General features: G+C 73.2%; 16 protein-coding genes. 9 read left to right on the forward strand and 7 right to left on the reverse strand.

Annotated elements, in window-relative coordinates:
- Positions 1 to 524 precede the first annotated feature (524 nt).
- Positions 525 to 1,517 (reverse strand): tetratricopeptide repeat protein, encoded by a 993-nt coding sequence (locus ACF9IK_RS12710; RefSeq protein ID WP_395294326.1) that lies wholly within the window; start codon positions 1,515 to 1,517, stop codon positions 525 to 527.
- Positions 1,518 to 1,881: 364 nt separating this feature from the next.
- Here ACF9IK_RS12710 and ACF9IK_RS12715 point away from each other — a divergent pair, with 364 nt between their 5' ends.
- Complete coding sequence (locus tag ACF9IK_RS12715) at positions 1,882 to 2,574, forward strand: TetR/AcrR family transcriptional regulator (RefSeq protein WP_395294327.1); 693 nt, start codon at positions 1,882 to 1,884, stop codon at positions 2,572 to 2,574.
- A gap of 87 nt (positions 2,575 to 2,661) precedes the next feature.
- On the opposite strand, the gene ACF9IK_RS12720 is transcribed toward ACF9IK_RS12715, so the two are convergent.
- The 3 genes from ACF9IK_RS12720 to ACF9IK_RS12730 form a co-directional block, all read right to left on the reverse strand.
- Positions 2,662 to 4,347, reverse strand: coding sequence for an acyl-CoA mutase large subunit family protein (locus ACF9IK_RS12720; protein ID WP_395294328.1), 1,686 nt, complete (start codon positions 4,345 to 4,347; stop codon positions 2,662 to 2,664).
- Positions 4,348 to 4,539: 192 nt separating this feature from the next.
- Positions 4,540 to 4,881, reverse strand: coding sequence for a DUF3817 domain-containing protein (locus ACF9IK_RS12725; protein ID WP_395294329.1), 342 nt, complete (start codon positions 4,879 to 4,881; stop codon positions 4,540 to 4,542).
- A gap of 142 nt (positions 4,882 to 5,023) precedes the next feature.
- Positions 5,024 to 5,551 carry a MarR family winged helix-turn-helix transcriptional regulator gene (locus tag ACF9IK_RS12730; RefSeq protein WP_395294330.1) on the reverse strand — a complete coding sequence of 176 codons (528 nt, stop codon included), beginning with the start codon at positions 5,549 to 5,551 and terminating at the stop codon, positions 5,024 to 5,026.
- A gap of 494 nt (positions 5,552 to 6,045) precedes the next feature.
- On the opposite strand from ACF9IK_RS12730, the gene ACF9IK_RS12735 reads away from it, so the two are divergent.
- Both ACF9IK_RS12735 and ACF9IK_RS12740 read left to right on the forward strand, forming a co-directional pair.
- Positions 6,046 to 7,683 (forward strand): M4 family metallopeptidase, encoded by a 1,638-nt coding sequence (locus tag ACF9IK_RS12735; protein ID WP_395294331.1) that lies wholly within the window; start codon positions 6,046 to 6,048, stop codon positions 7,681 to 7,683.
- 468 nt (positions 7,684 to 8,151) lie between these two features.
- Positions 8,152 to 9,768: a M4 family metallopeptidase gene (locus ACF9IK_RS12740; RefSeq protein ID WP_395294332.1), complete on the forward strand. Its 1,617-nt coding sequence runs from the start codon at positions 8,152 to 8,154 to the stop codon at positions 9,766 to 9,768.
- 117 nt (positions 9,769 to 9,885) lie between these two features.
- Here ACF9IK_RS12740 and ACF9IK_RS12745 read toward each other — a convergent pair whose 3' ends face one another.
- Complete coding sequence (locus ACF9IK_RS12745; RefSeq protein WP_395294333.1) at positions 9,886 to 10,263, reverse strand: DUF3817 domain-containing protein; 378 nt, start codon at positions 10,261 to 10,263, stop codon at positions 9,886 to 9,888.
- A gap of 157 nt (positions 10,264 to 10,420) precedes the next feature.
- Between ACF9IK_RS12745 and ACF9IK_RS12750 the strand changes: the two genes are divergently transcribed.
- From ACF9IK_RS12750 to ACF9IK_RS12765, 4 genes are all read left to right on the forward strand, one after another.
- Positions 10,421 to 11,059, forward strand: coding sequence for an AIM24 family protein (locus ACF9IK_RS12750; protein ID WP_238865191.1), 639 nt, complete (start codon positions 10,421 to 10,423; stop codon positions 11,057 to 11,059).
- Entirely contained in the window at positions 11,059 to 11,709 is a 651-nt protein-coding gene (locus ACF9IK_RS12755) for an AIM24 family protein (protein ID WP_395294334.1), read from the forward strand. Before ACF9IK_RS12750 ends, ACF9IK_RS12755 begins: the two co-directional genes overlap by 1 nt.
- A gap of 236 nt (positions 11,710 to 11,945) precedes the next feature.
- Complete coding sequence (locus tag ACF9IK_RS12760) at positions 11,946 to 12,758, forward strand: AIM24 family protein (RefSeq protein WP_395298554.1); 813 nt, start codon at positions 11,946 to 11,948, stop codon at positions 12,756 to 12,758.
- Between the two features lie 38 nt (positions 12,759 to 12,796).
- Positions 12,797 to 13,312, forward strand: a complete 516-nt coding sequence (locus tag ACF9IK_RS12765) for a MarR family winged helix-turn-helix transcriptional regulator (RefSeq protein ID WP_395294335.1) — start codon at positions 12,797 to 12,799, stop codon at positions 13,310 to 13,312.
- Positions 13,313 to 13,388: 76 nt separating this feature from the next.
- Here ACF9IK_RS12765 and meaB read toward each other — a convergent pair whose 3' ends face one another.
- Together meaB and ACF9IK_RS12775 are read right to left on the reverse strand one after the other, a co-directional pair.
- A complete protein-coding gene (gene meaB, locus ACF9IK_RS12770) occupies positions 13,389 to 14,345 on the reverse strand; it encodes a methylmalonyl Co-A mutase-associated GTPase MeaB (protein ID WP_395294336.1) in 957 nt (318 codons plus the stop codon).
- A 72-nt stretch (positions 14,346 to 14,417) separates the two neighbouring features.
- Positions 14,418 to 15,611, reverse strand: a complete 1,194-nt coding sequence (locus tag ACF9IK_RS12775) for an acetyl-CoA C-acetyltransferase (RefSeq protein WP_395294337.1) — start codon at positions 15,609 to 15,611, stop codon at positions 14,418 to 14,420.
- Positions 15,612 to 15,866: 255 nt separating this feature from the next.
- Here ACF9IK_RS12775 and mce point away from each other — a divergent pair, with 255 nt between their 5' ends.
- Both mce and ACF9IK_RS12785 read left to right on the forward strand, forming a co-directional pair.
- Positions 15,867 to 16,310, forward strand: a complete 444-nt coding sequence (gene mce, locus ACF9IK_RS12780) for a methylmalonyl-CoA epimerase (protein WP_395294338.1) — start codon at positions 15,867 to 15,869, stop codon at positions 16,308 to 16,310.
- Between the two features lie 483 nt (positions 16,311 to 16,793).
- Positions 16,794 to 21,398 (forward strand): hypothetical protein, encoded by a 4,605-nt coding sequence (locus ACF9IK_RS12785; RefSeq protein WP_395294339.1) that lies wholly within the window; start codon positions 16,794 to 16,796, stop codon positions 21,396 to 21,398.
- Positions 21,399 to 21,419 lie beyond the last annotated feature (21 nt).

The following is a 21,419-nucleotide window of genomic DNA, read 5'->3' on the forward strand; positions in this document are numbered from 1 at the left end:
ACGACATCGGCGATCACCCCCGAGCGACAACCAGCGACCGCGCGGGCCGCGCGGCCGGTCGAAGGACAGGAACCGCCGTGGGACCGCGGATACCCCCCTGCCCTCCCTGCCGTCGGCCGTGACCGACGGCTCGCCCGGTGGGGATCCCTCACTCCGTCCGCCGACCGGCTGCCGGGGTATGGAGTCTGGGACCGGGCGTCGCCGATGCTGCTTGAATCCCGGGCGAAGCACAAGGGGTTCATTACTGACGGGTAATCCAACATCACACGTCGGCGATCATGGAATCGGCCGACCACTCACCCAGCGTGACGAAATGAAGGAAACGTGACGACGAAATCCGCCGGAAACACCTGCGAAACACCCGTGGGTGGTCACCGGAAGTGACCACCCACGGGTGTTGTCAAGATTTGGTAAACCTCTCACGCGATGACCGGATTGTCGCCAAATCACCAGCGACACCGCAGGTCACCCCCGGTGCCAGAACGCGCCGTAGGCGGTGTCCGGCCGGGCCCGGCGCAGCGGACTCAGAACAGCACGCGGGCCAGCGCCGTGCGCGCCGCCGTCACCCGCGGATCCTCGGGGCCGATCACCTCGAACAGCTCCAGCAGCCGGAGCCGGGCGGTGTCCCGGTCCTCGCCGAAGGTCTTGCCGACGGTGTCCACCAGCCGGCCGAAGGCGTCCTCGACGTGCCCGCCGACCAGGTCCAGGTCGGCCGCCCGCAGCTGCGCCTCGACGTCCTTGGGGTCGGCCGCGGCCGCCGCCCGGACCGCCTGCGGGTCGAGCGCCTCGACCCGGTGGAGCAGCTCCGCCTGGGCCAGGCCGAGCCTGGCCTCGGTGTTGCCCGGCTGGTCGGCCAGCACGTTCCGGTACGCCTGAACCGCACCGCCCAGGTCACCCCGGTCCAGCGCCTCGTGCGCGGCCGCCAGCGCCGGGTCCTCCGGGACCGCGGGCGCGGCCTCGCCGGCCGCACCGGGCTCACCGGAACCGCCGACCACGCCGAACCGCTGCTCGGCGACCAGGATCAGCTGGTCCAGCACCTTGCGGACGTTGGCCTCGCTCTCGGCCCCCTGGAACAGCGGGACCAGCTGACCGGCCACCACGGCCATCACGGCCGGGATGCCCTGGATGCCGAACTGCTGGGCGAGCAGCTGGTTGGCCTCGACGTCGATCTTGGCGAGCACGATCCGGCCGGCGTACTCGTCGGCCAGCCGCTCCAGGATCGGGCTGAGCTGCTTGCACGGGCCGCACCACTCGGCCCAGAAGTCGATGACCACCGGCACTTCGGTGGAGCGCTGGACGACCTCGGACTCGAAGGTGTCCTCGGTGACGTCGATGACGAGCTCGTACGCGGGCCGGTCGGGTGCCACCCCGGCCGCCTCGGCGGCGGCCGCCTGGCGGGCCCGCTCGGCCCGGGCCTGCTCGGCCTTCTGGGCGGCCTCGCCGGCCGCCTTCACTGCGGCGAGATCGACCGCACCGCGCAGGGCGGCACTGTTGGGACGCGAATTCCGTGGCTGCATGGCACCATCCTCCCCCGTCCGCGCCGCTCCCGGGCACCAACCTGGGAAAACCGCCCCGCGCGGGCTGCGCGGCACCGGCCTCCCGGGCTGACGCCCACCCCCTGAAACCTGAACCGTTCGGTGCGGATCCCCACCCGCACCCGCGCCGCCCCCGTCCCACGGGGCTGCGGCGCCTGGTCGTCACTGCTTTCGCTACGACTCGTAGCGTAACTGGATCGAGGGCCCCCGCCGCAACCCCATCCACCGTTCCCGGGACGTGAGCTGCCCCACTTTCCCGGGCGGCCGGGCTGACCTGGAGTGCGGGCAGTCGCTACCGTTACCGGTCCCATCCATGTTACTTACCAGTAAATCGCAAGGAGGCGCGGTGCCGGCCCCCCAGCCCCCCGTGACCCCGGACCGGCCGACCGTCCGGGACGGCCTCCCGGCAGCCCCGGAGAGCCCGGACGGCACCACAGCCAGGGCCAAGGGCAGGCCGCGCAGCGCCGCCGCCGACCGCGCCATCCTGGACGCCACCCGCGAGGCCCTGGCCGAGCTGGGCTGGGGCGGCCTGACCATGGGCCACGTGGCCACCCGGGCCAAGGTCGCCAAGACCACCCTGTACCGCCGCTGGCCGTCCAAGAACGAGCTGGTGGTGGACGCCGTCGCGAGCCTCTTCGACGAGCTGGTGATGCCCGACCTCGGCAGCCTGCGGGCCGACATCGAGGCGGTGGTGTCCCAGTTCGCCGCCCTGCTGGCCCGGCCGGAGACCCAGGCGGCGCTGCTCGCCCTGTTCGCCGAGGGCACCCGCGACCCGCAGCTGCGGCGACGGATCCGGGAGGCGATCGTCGACCCGCAGAAGCGCCTCGTCCGGCAGGGCCGGGCGGCCGCGCAGGTGCGCGGTGAGCTGGCTCCGGACTGCGACGAGACGGCGGCCTGCGAGGAGGTGGACATCATCTTCGACACCATCGCCGGGACGGTGGAGCACCGGGTGCTGGTGAGCGGTGAGCCGATCACCGCCGAGTGGACCAGGCGGTTCACCGATCTGCTGCTCGGGCCGTTCCCCAGCCTGGTGCCCTGACCCACGCGGTCCGGCGTCCGGGCACGCCGAAGCCGCCCCCGCGCATTCCGTACGGGGGCGGCTTCGGCACGCGGGGCCGGGAAGCCGTCAGAAGGCGGCGGGCTCCCGGTAGATCCCCCACTCCTCGCGCAGGGCGTTGCAGATCTCGCCGAGGGTCGCCTCCGCCCGGACGGCGTCCAGCATCGGCGGGATCATCGACTCGCCGGAGCGCGCCGCCGCCAGCATGGCGTCCAGCCCGGCGCGCACCGCCGCCTCGTCCCGGCCGGCCTTGCGCTCGCGCAGCACGCGCACCTGCTCGCGCTCGACCTCGTGGCTGACCCGCAGGATCTCCAGCTCGGGGGTGACGCTGCGCGGGTGGCAGTTGACGCCGACGACGCGCTTCTCGCCCTTCTCCACCCCCTGCTGGTACTGGAAGGCCGCCTCGGCGATCTCCCCGGTGAACCAGCCCTCCTCGATCCCGCGCAGGATGCCGGAGGTGATCGGGCCGATCTCGTGGTCCTCGCGGCCCTTGTCCAGGATCCGCTGGAAGATCGCCTCGGCCTGCTCCTCGATCCGGTCGGTGAGCGCCTCGACGTACCAGGAGCCGCCCAGCGGGTCGGCCACGTTGGTGATGCCGGTCTCCTCCATCAGCACCTGCTGGGTGCGCAGGGCGATCTCGGCGGCCTGCTCGGACGGGAGCGCCAGGGTCTCGTCCAGGGCGTTGGTGTGCAGCGAGTTGGTGCCGCCGAGCACCGCCGAGAGCGCCTCGACGGCGGTGCGGACCACGTTGTTGTACGGCTGCTGTGCGGTCAGCGAGACGCCGGCGGTCTGGGTGTGGAAGCGCAGCCACTGCGCCTTGTCCGTCGTGGCGCCGAAGCGGTCGCGCATCCAGCGGGCCCAGATCCGGCGGGCGGCGCGGAACTTGGCGATCTCCTCGAAGAAGTCGAGGTGGGCGTCGAAGAAGAACGAGAGGCCGGGCGCGAAGACGTCCACGTCCAGGCCGCGGGAGAGGCCCAGCTCGACGTAGGCGAAACCGTCCGCCAGCGTGTACGCCAGCTCCTGCGCGGCCGTCGCCCCGGCCTCGCGGATGTGGTAGCCGGAGACCGAGAGCGGCTTGTACGCCGGGATGCCCTCGGCGCAGTACGCCATCAGGTCGCCGATCAGGCGCAGGTGCGGCTCGGGGGCGAAGAGCCACTCCTTCTGGGCGATGTACTCCTTGAAGATGTCCGTCTGCAGGGTGCCGTTGAGCACCGCCGGGTCGACGCCCTGGCGCTCGGCGGCGACCAGGTACATGCAGAAGATCGGGACGGCGGGTCCGCTGATCGTCATCGAGGTGGTGACGTCGCCGAGCGGGATGCCCTGGAACAGCACCTCCATGTCGGCGGCCGAGTCGATCGCCACACCGCAGTGGCCGACCTCGCCGAGCGACTTCGCGTCGTCGGAGTCGTAACCCATCAGGGTGGGCATGTCGAAGGCCACCGAGAGGCCGCCGCCGCCCGCCTCCAGGATCATCCGGTAGCGCTCGTTGGTCTGCTGCGCGTTGCCGAAGCCGGCGAACTGGCGGATGGTCCACGTCCGCCCGCGGTAGCCCGTCGGGTGCAGGCCCCGGGTGAAGGGGTACTCACCCGGCCAGCCGATCCGCTCGAAGCCCGGCACGGCCTGCCCGGGGGCCGGCCCGTAGACCGGCTCGACCTCGTCGCCGGAGAGGGTGGTGAAGTCCGCGTCCCGCTTGCGGGCGCTGTCGTACCGCTGCTGCCAGCGCTGCCGCCCGCGCTCGATCTCCTCGGCGTCCATGGCCAAGAACTCCGCTCCGTACGGCCGCCACGGCATCGGGCGGCACAGCTATTAGGACGTCCTACTAATTTACTCGGACGTCCTAGTACTTGTCGACGGCAACACGGCCCCGGACGTCCGGACGGGCCGCGGACACGCGAGAGGGCGCCCCTCCCCCGGGCAGGGGAGGGGCGCCCTCTCAGGCGCTACGGCTCAGACGCCGGCGGCCTGCCGGGCGGCCCCGCCGGCCGGCAGCTTGGCGGCGGCCTCCGCGGCCACCCGGCGCTCGGCGAAGAAGGAGGCGAACGGGATGCAGCCGGCGGCCAGGGTGAAGACCATCCGGCCGAGCGGCCACTTGAGCTTCTGGCCGAGCAGGAAGGTCACCACGAAGTACCCGATGTAGAGGTAGCCGTGCAGCATCGCCACGTACGTGGTCAGGTCCTCGGCGGTGTCGAAGCCGTACTTCGCCACCATGAAGCCGCAGAACACCAGCAGCGCCACACCGGTCGCCACGGCCAGGGCCCGGTACCAGCCCAGCAGGGGGGTCGCCTTCATACTCACATCGCCTCGCTCGGCAGGATCGGCCGGTACGCCCCGATCCGCGCACCGCTCCGAACGAGGGTAGCCGCCGCTTACGGGTGCGCCGCGCAGCGGCCTCGGGCCTGTCCCGTGGATCACGGCGGCCCCGGGCCGGTCCCTACTCGGCCGGGGCGCCGCCCTCCTCGGTGAAGTCGCCGGCGGCCACCCGCAGCGGCTTGAGCAGCTCGAAGACCTGCCGACACTGGTCGGCGCCGTACTCCTCCAGGCCGAACTCCATCGCCATCAGCTCCCGGGTGGCGTCCTCCACCGCCTCGCGGCCGCGCGCGGTGATCGCGGCGAGCACACCGCGGCCGTCCAGCGGGTTGGGGCGGCGGGCGACCAGGCCGGCCCGCTCCAGGCGGTCGACGGTGTTGGTGACGCTGGTCGGGTGGACCATGAGCCGCTCGCCGATCTTGGACAGCGAGAGCTCGCCGGTCCGGCTGAAGGTGAGCAGCACCAGCGCCTCGTAGCGGGCGAAGGTCAGCCCGTACGGCTTGAGCACCGCGTCCACCCGCGAGAGCAGGATCTGGTGGGCGCGCATGATCGAGGTGATCGCCGCCATCGAGGGCACGGAGCCCCAGCGGCGGGTCCAGAGCTCGTCGGCGCGGGCGATCGGGTCGAAGTCGAGTGCGAGGGGCTTGGGCACCTCCTTACCGTACCGGCGGGCGGGACGGGTGTTACCAGGCGTCCTGATGGTGGACAAGCGCGAGGCGTGGCGGGATCCCGCCAGCGGGGCGCGCTGGTCCGTACCAGCACGTTGCACGGATGTGAACGGGCGGCAACAGTCCACGACAGGCGGGCGGTTGACGCCGGGACGGGCGTCCGGCCCGCGACCAGGCGTCGGTTCGGGCGGTAACCCGCTGAAAGGCGGGGCGTTTTGACCGATTTTGTCGCCCTGTTCACAATCCGCCGGACTGGCGAGACCTGGCCAATCGGTGAACCAGACCTGTCATTTCACTTGTTGGATTGTCATGCTTTCGGCCAGCCCCGTCCGGCAGGCCGTCACCCCACTCATGGCGGCCCGCCGCTCGACTGCACGGAGCAGCACGTCAGCGCCCGTTCCGCCCCTCAGGTGCCAACCCCGGCACCCCGGAACGCGGTGCGACCGCGCACACGCGGTTTCCCGGAAGGACCCTGTACGTGAAGCGAAAGCTCGCAGCCGGCGCCGTACTCTCCGCCACCGCCCTCCTCACCGGCGTCATCCAGGTGAGCACCGCCGCCCAGGCCGCCCCGACCCCGTCGGCCGAGGCCCAGGCCGCGCAGCAGCGCGAGGCCGTCCTCTCGGTGGCGAAGGGGCAGGCCGACCCGCTGGCCAAGGCACTGGCACTGGGCGGCCAGGAGAAGCTGGTCGCCAAGGACGCCGTGGTGGACGCCAACGGGACCCGCCACCTCCGCTTCGAGCGCACCTTCGCCGGTCTGCCCGTCCTCGGCGGCGACCTGGTCGTGCACCAGGCCGCCGACGGCGCAGTGAAGTCCGTGGACAAGGCCGTCACCGCGCAGATCGCCCTGCCGAGCCTGACCCCGAAGATCCCGGCCGACCAGGCGTCCGCCCAGGCCTCCGGTGCGGTCCAGGCGACCGTCGGCATCGCCGCCGACAAGGACGAGTCCCCGCTGAAGGAGGTCCACCAGGCCGGCGCCGCCCAGCTGGTGGTCTGGGCCGCCGACGGCAACCCGCGCCTGGCGTACCGGACGACCGTCGAGGGCCTGCGCGCCGACGGCACCCCGTCGAGCCAGCTGCTGGTCACCGACGCCGCAACCGGCGAGGTGCTCTCCACCCACGAGCAGGTGCAGACCGCGACCGGCACCGGCAAGGGCGTCTTCGTCGGCACCGTCCCGCTGACGACCACCCTGAGCAGCTCGACCTACCAGCTCAAGGACGCCACCCGCGGCGGCCAGTCCACCAGCGACCTCAAGAACCGCACCAACGGCTCGGGCACCCTGTACACCGACGCCGACAACGTCTGGGGCACCGGCACCGTCTCCAGCGGCCAGTCGGCCGCGGTGGACGCGCAGTTCGGGGCGGCGGCCACCTGGGACTACTACAAGAACTCCTTCGGCCGCCTCGGCATCAAGAACAACGGCGTCGGCGCCGCCAGCCGCGTGCACTACGGCCGGAACTACGTGAACGCGTTCTGGAACGACTCCTGCTTCTGCATGACCTACGGGGACGGCAGCGGCAACACCCACCCGCTGACCGAGCTCGACGTGGCCGGCCACGAGATGACCCACGGCGTCACCTCGGCCACCGCGGGCCTCAACTACTCGGGCGAGTCCGGCGGCCTGAACGAGGCCACCTCGGACATCTTCGGCAGCATGGTCGAGTTCTCCGCCAACCTGGCGTCCGACACCCCGGACTACCTGATCGGCGAGCTGATCGACATCAACGGTGACGGCACGCCGCTGCGCTACATGGACAAGCCCTCGAAGGACGGCGGCTCCGCCGACTACTGGTCCTCCGGCGTGGGCAACCTGGACGTCCACTACTCGTCCGGCGTGGCCAACCACTTCTTCTACCTGCTGGCCGAGGGCAGCGGCGCCAAGACCATCAACGGCGTCGCCTACAACAGCCCGACCTCCAACGGCTCCACCGTCACGGGCATCGGCCGGACCAAGGCCGCGGCCATCTGGTACCGCGCCCTGACCGTGTACTGGACCTCCACCACCAACTACAAGGGCGCCCGCACCGGCACCCTGAGCGCGGCGGCCGACCTGTACGGCGCGGGCAGCGCCGAGTACAACGCGGTGGCGGCCGCCTGGAGCGGCGTCAACGTCAACTGACGCCAGCGCCGGAGGGGCGCCCGGGGTCCTCACTGGGAGGGGAGGCCCCGGGCGCTCCTGCGTTCCCGCGGCCGGGCGACGCGAACCGGGCGGGCGGCTCGGACGGGCGGCTCGGACGGGCGGCCGGGACGGTTAGCAAGCGCCGCCGCCCCCGGCAAGCCCGCCCGCTGGCGGGATCCCGCCAGCGGGCAGATCGCCCGATCCGGACATCCGCCCCACCCGCACCACGGGCACCGGCGACTGGCGAGACCTGGCCAATCCCGGCCATCGCCCTGTCCTTTCCCGCACCGAAGTTGTCATGCTTCTGACCAAGCCCCGTTCGACGGCCGTCGCCCCCACCCTCCGACGGCCCGTCAAGGACCGCACGGGAGCAGCACGTCAGCGCCCTACCGCCCCACGGCGCCAACCCCGGCGCCCCGGTATGCGGCGCGACCGCGCACACGCGGTTTCCCGGAAGGAACCCCGCACGTGAAGCGAAAGCTGACAGCCGGAGCCGTACTCTCCGCCACCGCCCTGCTGGCCGGCGCCATCCAGGTCGCCGCCGCCCCCGCCCAGGCCGCCGCCCCGGCCCCCGTCCAGCAGCGCGAGGCGCTGATCGCCCTGGCCGGCGGCGAGGCCGCCCCGGTGGCGCGGGCGCTCGCGCTCGGCGGCCAGGAGAAGCTGGTGGTCAAGGACGTGGTGCTGGACGGCAACGGAGACCGGCACCTGCGCTACGAGCGGACCCTGGGCGGCCTGCCGGTGCTCGGCGGGGACCTGGTGGTGCACCAGAAGGCCAACGGCACGATCACCTCGGTGGACCGGGCCTACGAGGGCCGGCTCGCGCTGGCGAGCCTCACCCCGGCACTGTCGGCCGACAAGGCCTCCGCGCAGGCGCTCGGCGCGGTCCGGGCGACCGTCGGCATCGCCGCCGACGAGGACGAGGCGGCGATCAGCCGGGTCGACGGCACCGGCGCGGCGCAGCTGGTCGTCTGGGCCGCCGACGGCGACCCGCGGCTCGCCTACCAGACCGTGGTCCACGGGCAGCGGGCCGACGGCACCCCGAGCAGCCAGCGGCTGGTCACCGACGCCGCCACCGGGGCCCTGCTCTCCAGCCACGAGGAGTTCCAGACCGCGACCGGCAGCGGCAAGGGCGTCCACGTCGGCTCCGTCAAGCTGACCACCACCCAGAGCGGCTCGACCTACCAGCTCAAGGACGCCTCCCGCGGCAACCAGTGGACCGGCAACGCGGCCAGCGGCAACGCCCTGTACACCGACGCGGACAACGTCTGGGGCAACGGCCTGGCCTCCAACACCCAGTCCGCCGCCGTGGACGCCCAGTTCGGGGCGGCGGCCACCTGGGACTACTACAAGAACACCTTCGGCCGCAACGGCATCAAGAACAACGGCGTCGGCGCGAGCAGCCGCGTGCACTACGGCAACGCCTACGTGAACGCGTTCTGGAACGACTCGTGCTTCTGCATGACGTACGGCGACGGCTCCGGCAACGCCAACCCGCTGACCGCGATCGACGTGGCCGGCCACGAGATGACCCACGGCGTCACGTCCGCCACCGCCGGGCTGGTCTACTCCGGCGAGTCCGGCGGCCTCAACGAGGCCACCTCGGACATCTTCGGCACGATGGTCGAGTGGTACGCCAACCTGCCGGGCGACGTGCCGGACTACCTGATCGGCGAGAAGATCAACATCTTCGGCAACGGCAAGCCGCTGCGCTACATGGACAAGCCCTCCAAGGACGGCAAGTCCAAGGACGCCTGGTACTCCGGGGTCGGCAACATCGACGTCCACTACTCCTCGGGCGTGGCCAACCACTTCTTCTACCTGCTGGCCGAGGGCAGCGGCGCCAAGACCATCAACGGCGTCGCCTACAACAGCCCGACCTCCAACGGCTCCACCGTCAAGGGCATCGGCCGGACCAAGGCCGCCGCGATCTGGTACCGGGCGCTGACCACCTACTTCACCTCGACCACCAACTACAAGGCCGCCCGCACGGCGACCCTGAAGGCGGCGTCGGACCTGTACGGCGGCACCGGCAGCACCGAGTACAAGGCGGTCGCCGCGGCCTGGAGCGCGGTGAGCGTCAAGTAGTCCGGCGACGGGTCCGGGGCCCGGCGACGGGCACCCGGACCGTCTCCGAAACGGCAGCAGGCTGCCGGGGCCACTGGGAGAGGGCCCCGGCAGCCTGTCTGCTCGCCGGAGGGAGGGTCAGGCGGCCGCGGGCTCGCGCGCCGGCGCGAGCCCGCCGCGCTCCTCCTTCTTCAGGGTGCGCTCGGCGAAGAAGCCGCCGGTGGGCAGCACCGAGAGGACGAACAGCAGGATGCCGCGCCTGGCGTCCCACTTCTGCGCCTGCCACGCCATGATCCAGAAGACCACGTACAGGATGAACAGGATCCCGTGGACCATGCCCATCACCGGCACCGCGTCGAAGCTGGTGGTGCGCTTGAGCACCGAGCAGAGCAGGAGCAGGAGGAAGGAGAGGCCCTCGGGGCCGGAGACCAGGCGCAGGCGGTGGACGGCGCTGCTGTTCACGATGGGTACCTCGTATGGGGGTCGGAGATCGCTTGTGAACCGGCGCACAAGCATCCCCGCCATTATCACCGAGCACCCGTCCGGGCCTGCGGCCGGGGTCCGCCCCGGGCCCGCCGCCCGCCCCGGCCGGACCGCCCCATTTGTCGCAGACCGGTACCAGAACGCCGACGCCCCCTCCCCGGGCCGGGCCGGGGCCCGCTACATTTCGGCCGTGGCACAGTTTCGACTCCAAGGGTCCAAGACGCTCGCCGTCGACATGACGGGCGACGGCGTCAAAGCCAGAAACGGCTCGATGGTCGCTTACACCGGCCAGATGAGCTTCAAGAAGCTCACCGGCGGCGGCGACGGCCTGCGCGGCATGGTGACCCGGCGCCTGACCGGCGAGCAGATGGTCGTCATGGAGGTGAAGGGGCAGGGCACCTGCTACTTCGCCGACCGGGCGACCGAGATCAACCTGGTCAGGCTGAACGGCGAGACGCTCTACGTCGAGTCGGACAACCTGCTCTGCACCGAGGGCACGCTGAAGACCGGCACCACCTTCACCGGGCTCAACGGCATCTCCTCCGGCAACGGCCTCTTCACCACCAAGGTCGAGGGCCACGGCTGGGCCGCCGTCACCTCCAAGGGGCCCGCCGTCATCCTGCGGGTCTCCCAGGGCATGCCGCTGCGGGTCGACCCGGGGGCGTACGTCGCGCACACGGGCAACCTGAGCCGCAGTCTGAAGTCGGGCGCCGGCTGGACCACCTTCATCGGCGAGGGCGGCGGCGAGGCCGTCCAGGTGGAGTTCACCGGCGAGGGTCTGGTGTACGTGCAGCCGTCCGAGAAGCTGACCATCGGGGGCGACGTCTGATGCCGTTCACCAGGATCAACAGCAAGATGATCGAGGCCCGGGTCGTCCCGGGGCAGCGGCTGTTCAGCCAGCGCGGCGCGATGCTCGCGTACACCGGCGAGGTGCGGTTCACCCCGAACATCACCGGCGGACAGGGCGGTGTCATGTCGATGATCGGCCGCCGGGTGGCCAACGAGGACACCCCGCTGATGACGGTCGAGGGCCAGGGCAGCGTGATGTTCGGCCACGGCGGCCACCACGTCCACGTGATCGACCTGAACGGCGACACCCTGTACGTCGAGGCGGACCGGCTGCTGGCCTTCGAGGGATCGCTGCAGCAGTCCACCATGTTCATGGGCTCGCAGGGCGGCGTGATGGGCATGGTCCGCGGCCAGGTGACCGGCCAGGGCCTGTTCACCACCAAGCTGGAGGGCCACGGCGCGGTCGCGGTGATGGCGCACGGCGGCGTCTTCGAGCTGCCGATCACCCCGCACCAGCCGGTGCACGTCGACCCCCAGGCCTACGTCGCCCACCGCGGCCAGGTCCAGAACAAGCTGTCCACCGCGCTGGGTTGGCGCGACATGATCGGCCGCGGCTCCGGCGAGGCGTTCCAGCTGGAGCTGTCCGGCAACGGCACGGTGTTCGTGCAGGCGAGCGAGGAGAAGCTCTGATGTCCTACCCGCCGCAGCCCCCGTACGGGCAGCCGCACGACCCGTACGGCCAGTCGCCGTACGGCCAGCCCTCCCCGTACAACCAGCCCACCCAGCCGGGCTTCCCGGCCGCCCCGCCGCCGCCCGGCTACGGCCCGCCGCCCGGCCAGGGGTACCCGGCCCAGCCGCCGCAGGGCTACCCGGCCCAGCCACCGCAGCAGTACGCCCAGGAGCAGTACGGCGGCGCCCAGGCACCGCTGCCCAAGGCGCAGGACGGCTCCGGCCCGGTGGTGCACGACGCGCACAGCCTGCCGGCCAACGACAACGTCAACCCGTACGCCTTCTCGGTCGACCTGAACGGCTCGTACTTCCTGCAGAAGGGCAAGATGATCGCCTACTACGGCGACATCTCCTTCAAGGGCGTGGGCGCCGGCGCGATCGACCGGGTGCTCGGCATGCACTTCAACTCGCCGATGCACGCGGCGGACTGGGTGGTCGCCGAGGGCCGGGGCAAGCTGCTGCTCGCCGACCGCGCCTTCGACCTCAACTCCTACGACCTGGAGGACGGCAACCTCACCGTCCGCTCGGGCAACCTGCTGGCCTTCGAGCCGACGCTGAGGCTCAAGCAGTCGATCATCCCGGGCTTCCTCACGCTGATCGGCACCGGCAAGTTCGTCGCCGCATCCAACGGCCCGGTGCACTTCGTCGAGCCGCCGGTCCGGGTGGACCCGCAGGCTCTGGTCGGCTGGGCGGACTGTCCGGCGCCGTGCCACCACTACGACCACGACTACATGCACGGGGTGATCGGCGGCATCCGCCGGCTCACCGGGCTGGGCGGCGCCTCCGGCGAGGAGCACCAGTTCGAGTTCATCGGCGCCGGCCAGGTGCTGCTGCAGTCCACCGAGGTGCTGATGGCCGAGCGCGCGGTCGGCCAGGTGCACGCCGAGGCGGGCGTGCCGATGGGCGGGGTGCCCTCCCAGCACGCCTCCGGCCACGGCGGCCAGCTGCCCAACGTCAACGTCCCCGGGCTCGGCAACCTGGGCGATCTGGGGCGCCGCTTCGGCCTGTAAACTCGTACAAGATTGAACTAATGCGGTATGCTGGCCGCATGGATACGCACATCGCCGACGCCGCGGACGTCTCCCCCTCGGAACCCGAGGAGGAGACTCCCTGGCTGACCGCCAGGGAGCAGCGGATGTGGCGCGCCCATCTGGAGGTCGCCAAGCTGCTGGACTACCAGCTCGGCCGCGAGCTCCAGCCGCACAACCTGGCGATCAACGACTACGAGATCCTGGTCGTGCTCTCCGAGGCCCCCGACCGGCGGATGCGGATGACCGACCTGGCCACCGCGACCCTGCAGTCCAAGAGCCGGCTCTCGCACCAGATCACCCGGATGGAGTCGGCCGGACTGGTGCTGCGGCAGGAGTGCCCGGGCGACCGGCGCGGTCTCTACGCCCACCTGACCGAGCACGGCTGGGCGACCATGCAGCGGGTCGCGCCCGACCACGTGCGCAGCGTCCGCGCGCACTTCATCGACCGGTTCACGCCCGAGCAGCTCGACGCGATGTACGAGGCGCTGGCCCCGGTCGCCGAGCACCTGCGCGGGCTGCGCGGGCGTGCCTGAGCGAGCACCCCGACGAACGCCGGAGGGCGGGCTCCCGTGACGGGAGCCCGCCCTCCGGCGTTCGTTCGCGTCGGGGTCAGCCCCGGGTCAGCCCGGCGACCAGCTCGTCGGCCGCGCGGTACGGGTCCAGCTCGCCGCCCACCACGCGCTCGGCCAGCGTGGCCAGGTGACGGTCGCCGTGCAGGTCGCCGATCCGGGCCCGCAGCACGGCCAGGGCGATCGCCTCGACCTCGTCGGCGGCCCGGCGGCGCCGGCGCGCGGCCAGCTCACCGTGCTCCTCCAGCCAGGCGCGGTGCTTCTCCAGCGCCTCGACCACCTCGTCCACGCCCTCGCCGCGGGCGGCGACGGTCTTCACGATCGGCGGGCGCCAGTCGCCCGCGTCACGGGCCTCGCCGAGGCCGAGCATGTGGTTCAGCTCCCGGGCGGTGGCGTCGGCACCGTCCCGGTCTGCCTTGTTCACCACGAAGACGTCGCCGATCTCCAGGATCCCGGCCTTGGCCGCCTGGATCCCGTCCCCCATGCCGGGGGCCAGCAGCACCACGGTGGTGTCCGCCTGGGCGGCGATCTCCACCTCGGACTGGCCCACGCCGACGGTCTCGACCAGGATCACGTCGCAGCCCGCCCCGTCCAGCACCCGCAGGGCCTGCGGGGCCGCCCAGGAGAGGCCGCCGAGGTGGCCGCGGGTGGCCATCGAGCGGATGAAGACCTCGGGGTCGGTGGCGTGGTCCTGCATCCGGACCCGGTCGCCGAGCAACGCGCCGCCGGAGAACGGCGAGGAGGGGTCGACGGCCAGCACGCCGACCCGCTTGCCGAGCCGCCGGTACGCGGAGACCAGGGCGGAGGTGGAGGTCGACTTGCCCACGCCCGGCGAACCGGTCAGGCCGACGGTGTAGGCGCGGCCGGTGTACGGCGCGAGCGCCGCCATCACCTCGCGCAGTTCGGGGGCGGCGTTCTCGACCAGCGAGATCAGCCGGGCCACGGCGCGCGGACGGCCCTGTCGGGCCTGCTCGACCAGCGTCGCGACATCCATCATCAGCAGCTCCTAGCGCCGAAGGGCTGCGGACCGCTTGTGGCGGTCCGCAGCCCCGAGAGGTGGGTCGGCCCGTCAGGCCTTCGGAACCCGGACGATCAGCGCGTCGCCCTGGCCGCCGCCGCCGCAGAGCGCGGCCGCGCCGACGCCGCCGCCGCGGCGCTGCAGCTCCAGGGCCAGGTGCAGCACCACGCGGGCGCCGGACATGCCGATCGGGTGGCCGAGCGCGATCGCGCCGCCGTTGACGTTGACGATGTCCGCGGAGACGCCGAGGTCCTTCATCGACTGGTGGGCGACGGCCGCGAAGGCCTCGTTGATCTCGATCAGGTCGAGGTCGCCGACCTCCAGACCCTCCTTCGCCAGCGCGTGCTTGATCGCGTTGGACGGCTGCGACTGCAGCGAGTTGTCCGGGCCGGCCACGTTGCCGTGGGCGCCGATCTCGGCGATCCAGATCAGGCCCAGCTCCTCGGCCTTGGCCTTGCTCATCACGACCACGGCGGCGGCGCCGTCGGAGATCTGCGAGGAGGTGCCGGCGGTGATCGTGCCGTCCTTGGCGAAGGCCGGACGCAGCCTGCCCAGGCCCTCGACGGTGGTGTCCGCGCGGATGCCCTCGTCCTGGCTGAAGACGACCGGCTCGCCCTTGCGCTGCGGAATCTCGACGGGGACGATCTCGGCCTCGAAGAGGCCGTTCTGCTGCGCCTTGGCGGCCCGCTGGTGCGAGGCGGCGGCGATCTCGTCCTGCACGTCGCGCGGGATGCCGAGGCGGGCGTTGTGCTTCTCGGTGGACTCGCCCATCGGGATGTTCTCGTAGGCGTCGGTCAGGCCGTCGTGCGCCATCGCGTCCAGCATCTCGATCGCGCCGTACTTGAAGCCCTCGCGGGACTTCGGCAGCAGGTGCGGGGCGTTGGTCATCGACTCCTGGCCGCCGGCCACGACGATGTCGAACTCGCCGGCACGGATCAGCTGGTCGGCGAGCGCGATGGCGTCCAGGCCGGAGAGGCAGACCTTGTTGATGCTGAGCGCCGGCACGTTCATCGGGATGCCGGCCTTGACGGCGGCCTGGCGGGCCGGGATCTGGCCGGCACCGGCCTGCAGCACCTGGCCCATGATCACGTACTGGACCTGGTCGCCCGAGACGCCGGCCCGCTCGAGGGCACCCTTGATCGCGATGCCGCCGAGCTCGGCGCCGGAGAAGCCCTTGAGCGAGCCGAGCAGGCGACCCATCGGGGTCCGCGCACCGGCAACGATCACAGAGGTGGTGTTGGTCATGGGACGGGCCCCTTCGCACGTCGTGGCCAGGTGAGGATGCGCTCAATGTACTGACCTGTAACCCGCCCGTCACCGGACCGACGGTGTGATCGAGCGCACTGGCACTGTCCAGTCAACACCGTGTCAACGCGATCCGGGTGAACCCCGCCGCGCGGCCCGCCGTGTGAGCAGGCTCGCACCTCCGCCACTGGCGCGCCCAGGACGCATGCGCTGCACTGTTGGCGTCCCGTCACCCGCCCAGAACCGGAGGCCACCGTGCTGACCCGCATCGACCACATCGGCATCGCCTGCCGCGACCTCGACAAGACCGTCGAGTTCTACCGCGCCACCTACGGCTTCGAGGTGTTCCACAGCGAGGTCAACGAGGAGCAGGGGGTGCGCGAGGCCATGCTCAAGATCAACGACACCGGCGACGGCGGCGCCTCCTACCTCCAGCTGCTGGAGCCCACCCGGCCCGACTCCACCGTCGCCAAGTGGCTGGAGAAGAACGGCGAGGGCGTCCACCACATCGCCTTCGGCACCGCCGACGTCGACGGCGACGCCGACGCGATCCGGGGCAAGGGCGTCCGGGTGCTCTACGACGAGCCGCGGATCGGCTCGATGGGCTCGCGGATCACGTTCCTGCACCCCAAGGACTGCGGCGGCGTGCTGACCGAGCTGGTCACCTCGGCCGAACCGGGCTCGCACGAGGCCCACTGAGCCGCCCGGCGGGTGCCGCTCCCGGGCGGCACCCGCCGGTGACCCGTCAGTAATGTCGGTCAATGCCCGGAAAACTCCCACGCGGCCATTCCCCGGCCGAACACTCCCACTACAATGCCCAGGTGCGCGAAGACTCCGGGGGACGGGGACGTCGGGCACGGCCGATGACAGGCCCGTCCGCCCTCCGGGGGCCGGGCCGTCGCAGGGGAGTCCATTACGCGGGCACGGCTGAACAGTCGCAGTTCGGATCTGTCACCATTCTCCACAAGGCAAGAGTTCGCCCAGGAGTCCACCCGGACGGGGGAACGCGGCATGACCGCGCTCCGTCGCCCGCCAGGACTCCGACGACCGCGGCGGACGCCCCTGCGAGGGGTCGTCCACCGGCCGCGGATGCAAGGACCAGTCGGACCGGGGCCCCGGACAAACGGGTGCCCGGGAACGGCCGGGTCGAGGACGCGACCAGGAGATGGATGGGACCGCGGAGTGCGGGGCTACGACCGCTACGAGGTTGACGATCACCTCTCCCAGTTCGAGGCCGAGATGGATCGGACTCGAAAGGAGCGGGACAAGGCCGTCGAGCATGCCGAGGACCTCGCCTACCAGGTGGAGGTGCTCCGGGCCAAGCTGCACGAGTCCCGCCGCATGCTCGCCCAGCCGCGTGCCTTCGACGCCGTCTCCGGCCAGGCCGAGCAGATGCTCCGCACCGCCGAGATGCAGGCCCAGCAGTTGCGCGCCGACGCCGAGCGCCAGCTGCGCGACTCCCAGGCCGCGACCCAGCGGATCATGGCGGAGGCCGCCGAGCGCACCGCCCGGCTGGAGGCCGAGCTGGCCGCCCGCCGCCGCCAGCTGGAGGACGAGCTCGCCGAGCTGCGGCGCAGCGCCGAGCAGCACGTCAAGGAGAACGTCAGCTGGGCCGAGCAGACCCGGGCCGGCCACGAGCAGGAGGCCCAGCGCCTGCTCCAGGAGGCCCGCGGCGAGGCCGACCGGCTGATGGCCGCGGCCCGTGCCGAGGCCGCCGCCCTGGCCGACCAGGCCCGCGCGCAGACCGCCGCCGACGTCGACGCCGCCCGTGGCGAGGCCCAGGCCGCCGCCGAGGCCGCCCTCCAGCGCGCCCAGAACGACGCCGAGCGGCTGCTGCGCGCCGCCTCCGAGCAGGCCCAGCAGGCCGGTGCCCAGGCCGCCGCCGACGTCGACGCCGCGCGTGGCGAGGCCCAGCAACAGCTGGCCGCCGCCCGCGGTGAGGCCCAGCAGCAGCTGGCCGCCGCCCACGCCGCCGCCGAGCAGCAGCTCGCCGCCGCGCAGGCCGAGATCGGCCGCCTCAAGGAGGCCGCCGCCGCCGAGCAGCAGCGCGCCCAGGAGGCCCTCGCCCACGCCCAGGCCGAGATAGAGCGGCTGCGCGCCGAGGCGATCGCCGAGGCCGAGCGGACCAGGCGGGAGGCCGCCGAGCTGCGCGCCCAGGCCGAGGCCGCCGCCGAGCAGCTGCAGGCCGACGCCGAGGCTGCCGCCGTGCGCAAGGTCGCGGACGGCGAGGCCGCCAGCGAGCAGCGCTCGCAGACCGCCCGGGCCGAGGTGGCCCGGATGGTCGCCCAGGCGACCAAGGAGGCCGAGGCCATCAAGGCCGAGGCCGCCACCAAGCAGGCCGAGGCCGACGCCGCCAAGGCCGCCGCCGCCGAGGAGGGCGAGCGGCTGCGCGCCACCGCCGAGTCGGTGGCCGGGGAACTGCGCGCCGAGGCCGAGGCCGCGATCGCCGGGATGCGGGCCGAGGCCGAGCGCGACGTCGCCGAGCTGCGGGCGCAGGCCGAGGCCGCCGCCGAGCGGCTGCGCAGCGAGGCGGAGGAGGCCGGCCGCGCGGCCGGCGCCAAGGACGCCACCGTCCACCTCGCCAAGGCCGCCAAGACCGCCGAGGAGGTGCTCGGCCGGGCCGACCAGGACGCCGCGAGCACCCGGTCCGAGGCCGCCGCCGAGGCCGACCGGATCCGGTCCGAGGCCGCCGCCGAGGCCGAGCGGCTGCGCGAGCAGGCGCGGGCCGCCGTCGCGCAGGCCCAGAACGCCGCCCTGGACGACGCCGCGGCCGTCCGCGAGCGCATCCAGGAGATGCAGGACGAGGCCGCCCGGCTGCGGGCCGAGGCGGAGGAGCTGCGCGCCCAGGCCGCCGCCGAGGCCGACCGGACCCGGGGCGAGGCCCGCCGCCAGGCCGTCGTCCAGATCGAGGAGTCGGCCAAGAGCGCCGAGGAGCTGCTCACCAAGGCCAAGACCGACGCGGACGAGCTGCGCGCCGGTGCGGCGGCCGAGATCGAGCGGCTGCGCGCGCAGGCCCAGGAGCAGGCCGCCGAGACCCAGGGACGCGCCGAGCAGACCCTGGAGCGGGCCCGCGCCGAGGCCGAGAAGACCGTCGCCGCCGCCGAGCAGCAGGGCCAGGACGCGCTCGCCGCCGCCAAGGCCGCGGCCGCCGAGAACCGCGCCGCCGCCGAGCGGGAGACCGCCGAACTGCGCCGCGAGGCAACCGATTTCGACCAGCGGATGCGGGCCGAGGCGGGCGCCGCGGCGGAGGTGCTGCGGACCGACGCCCAGGCCGAGGCCACCGCCGTCCGGGACGCCGCGATCGCCGACGCCGAGCGGCTGCGCACCGAGGCCGGCACCGAGGCGGCCCGCCTCCGGGGCGAGGCCGAAGCGGCCGCCGAGGCCCTGCGCGAGGAGAGCCGGCGCGAGCGCGAGGAGGCCTCCACCGGACTGCTCCGTGAGCGTGAGGAGACCGCCGAGCAGCTGGCCGCCGCCCGCACCGCACGCGAGCAGGCCGAGCAGGCCGCCACCGAGCTGACCGAGCGCACCGCGGCCGACACCGCGGCCCGGCGCGAGAGCGCCGAGGCGTACGCCGACCGGGTCCGCACCGAGGCCGAGCGGACCGCCTCCGAGCTGACCGAGCAGACCGCCACCGAGACCTCCCGGCTGCGCGCCGAGGCCGAGGAGGCGCTGGAGAGCGCCCGGGCCACCGCCGAGCAGCGGCTCGCCGAGGCCGAGGAGGCGCTGGAGAGCGCCCGGGCCACCGCCGAGCAGCGGCTGGCGGAGGCCGAGGAGACCGCCGGAACGCTGCGCGAGCGGGCCGAGGCCGACCTCGCGCTGGCCTCCGAGCAGGCCGAGACGGTCCGCGCCGAGGCCGGCCGGGAGCTGTCCCAGGCCCGCGCCACCGCCGACTCCGTCCGCGCCGAGGCCGAGGCCGAGCTGGCCCGGTCCCGCGCCGACGGCGAGGAGCTGGTCGCGGCCGGCAAGGCCGAGGCCGCCCGGCTGGTCGCCGCCGGCGAGGACGAGGCCGCCGAGGTCCGCCAGTCGGTGGCCGGCATGCACGAGGCCGCGTCGCAGCAGATCGCCGACCTCCGGGCCACCGCCGAGGCGGAGGCCGCCGAGACCCGCCGCGAGGCCGAGCAGGCCGCCGCCGAACTGCGCGACACGGCCGAGCGGGAGAGCGCGGAGCTGCGCGAGCTGGCCGAGCGGGAGAGCGCGGAGCTGCGCGAGCGGACCGACCGCACCGTGGCCGAGCTGCGCGAGACCGCCGAGCGCGAGACCGCCGAGCAGCGGGCCCTGGCCGAGCGCGAGACCGCCGAGCAGCGCGCCGAGGCCGACCGTGAGACGGACGACCTGCGGGCCCGGACCGCCGCCGAGACGACCGCCCTGCGCGAGCAGACCGAGCAGGAGCTGGCCGCCGAGCGGGAGGCCGCCGAGGCCGAGCTGGCCCACCGGCGCGCCGAGGCGCAGGCCTACGACGAACGGCTGCGCGCCGACGCCGAGGCCGAGCTGCAGGCCGCCCAGGAGGCCGCCGAGCAGCACCGCGCCGACGCCGAGGAGCAGGCCGCCCGGACGGTCGCCGCCGGCGAGGAGCGGGCCGCCGCCACGGTCGCCGAGGCCGAGGAGTTCGCCGCCACGCTGCGCGGCGAGGCCGAGGAGTACGCGCTCGCCACCCGCACCCTCGCGGACGAGTACGACGCGGCCACCCGCGCCCGTGCCGACGCCTACGACGCCGAGACCCGCGAGGCCGCCGAGCAGTTCGACAAGGCCACCCGCGAGCACGCCAAGTCCGTGCTGGAGAAGGCCTTCGCCGACGCCGAGGCGCTGGGCGAGGACGCCCAGACCACGGCGCTGGCGACCACCGCCGCCGCCGAGGAACAGGCCGACGCGATGGTCGCTGCGGCCCGCAAGGAGGCCGACCGGCTGGTCGCCGCCGGCGAGGCGGCCGGGCAGGGCGAGATCGAGAAGGGCCGGTCCGACGCCGATGCGCTGCTCTCCGAGGCCCGCCGGGACGCCACCGCGATCCGCGAGCGCGCCGAGGAGCTGCGCGAGCGCACCGACGCCGAGGTGGAGGCCCTGCACGAGCGTGCCCGCAAGGAGAACGCGCAGGCCATGAAGTCGGCCGGCGAGCGGGTGGACGCGCTGGTGACGGCCGCCCAGGAGCAGCTGACCGAGGCCGAGGAGCAGGCGGTGGCCACCGTCGCCGAGGCCGAGGAGCGGGCGGCGGCACTGGTCGCGGCCGCCGAGGACCGCTCCAACGAGCTGACCTCGGAGGCGTCCGCCGAGGCCAGCAAGGTCCGGATCTCCGCGGTCCGCAAGGCGGAGAGCCTGCTGAAGGAGGCCGAGACCAAGCTCGCCGACTCGACCGACCGTGCCGAGGCCCTGATCGTCAAGGCCGAGGCCAAGCTGAAGTCGGCACAGGACGAGGCCGAGGAGAAGCTGGAGTCCGCGGCGGCCGAGGCCGAGAAGCGGCTGCGCACCGCCGACGAGACCGCGGACGAGCAGATCGAGCTGGCGAAGGCCGAGGCGGAGCGCGTGCTCGCCGAGGCGCGGGCCGAGGCCAAGCGGGTCACCGACGAGGGCCGGCGCGAGCTGGACGAGCTGGTGCGCCGCCGGAAGGACATCAACACCGAGATCTCCAGGGTCCAGGACGTCCTGTCCGCCCTGGAGGCCTTCGAGGCACCGTCACCGGTCGCCCAGGCCAACGGGGGAAGCAGTGGCAAGAAGGACGGGGGTGCCAAGGCGGGTGCCGGAGTTGGTGCCCCCCGGTCGGGTGGCAATCGCTCCAAGAGCGCACCACCCGATTGAGCGGACATTGTCCGCGGGACA

Origin of the sequence: Kitasatospora hibisci (genome assembly GCF_043950205.1) — a bacterium.
Taxonomy (GTDB): Bacteria; Actinomycetota; Actinomycetes; order Streptomycetales; family Streptomycetaceae; genus Kitasatospora; species Kitasatospora hibisci.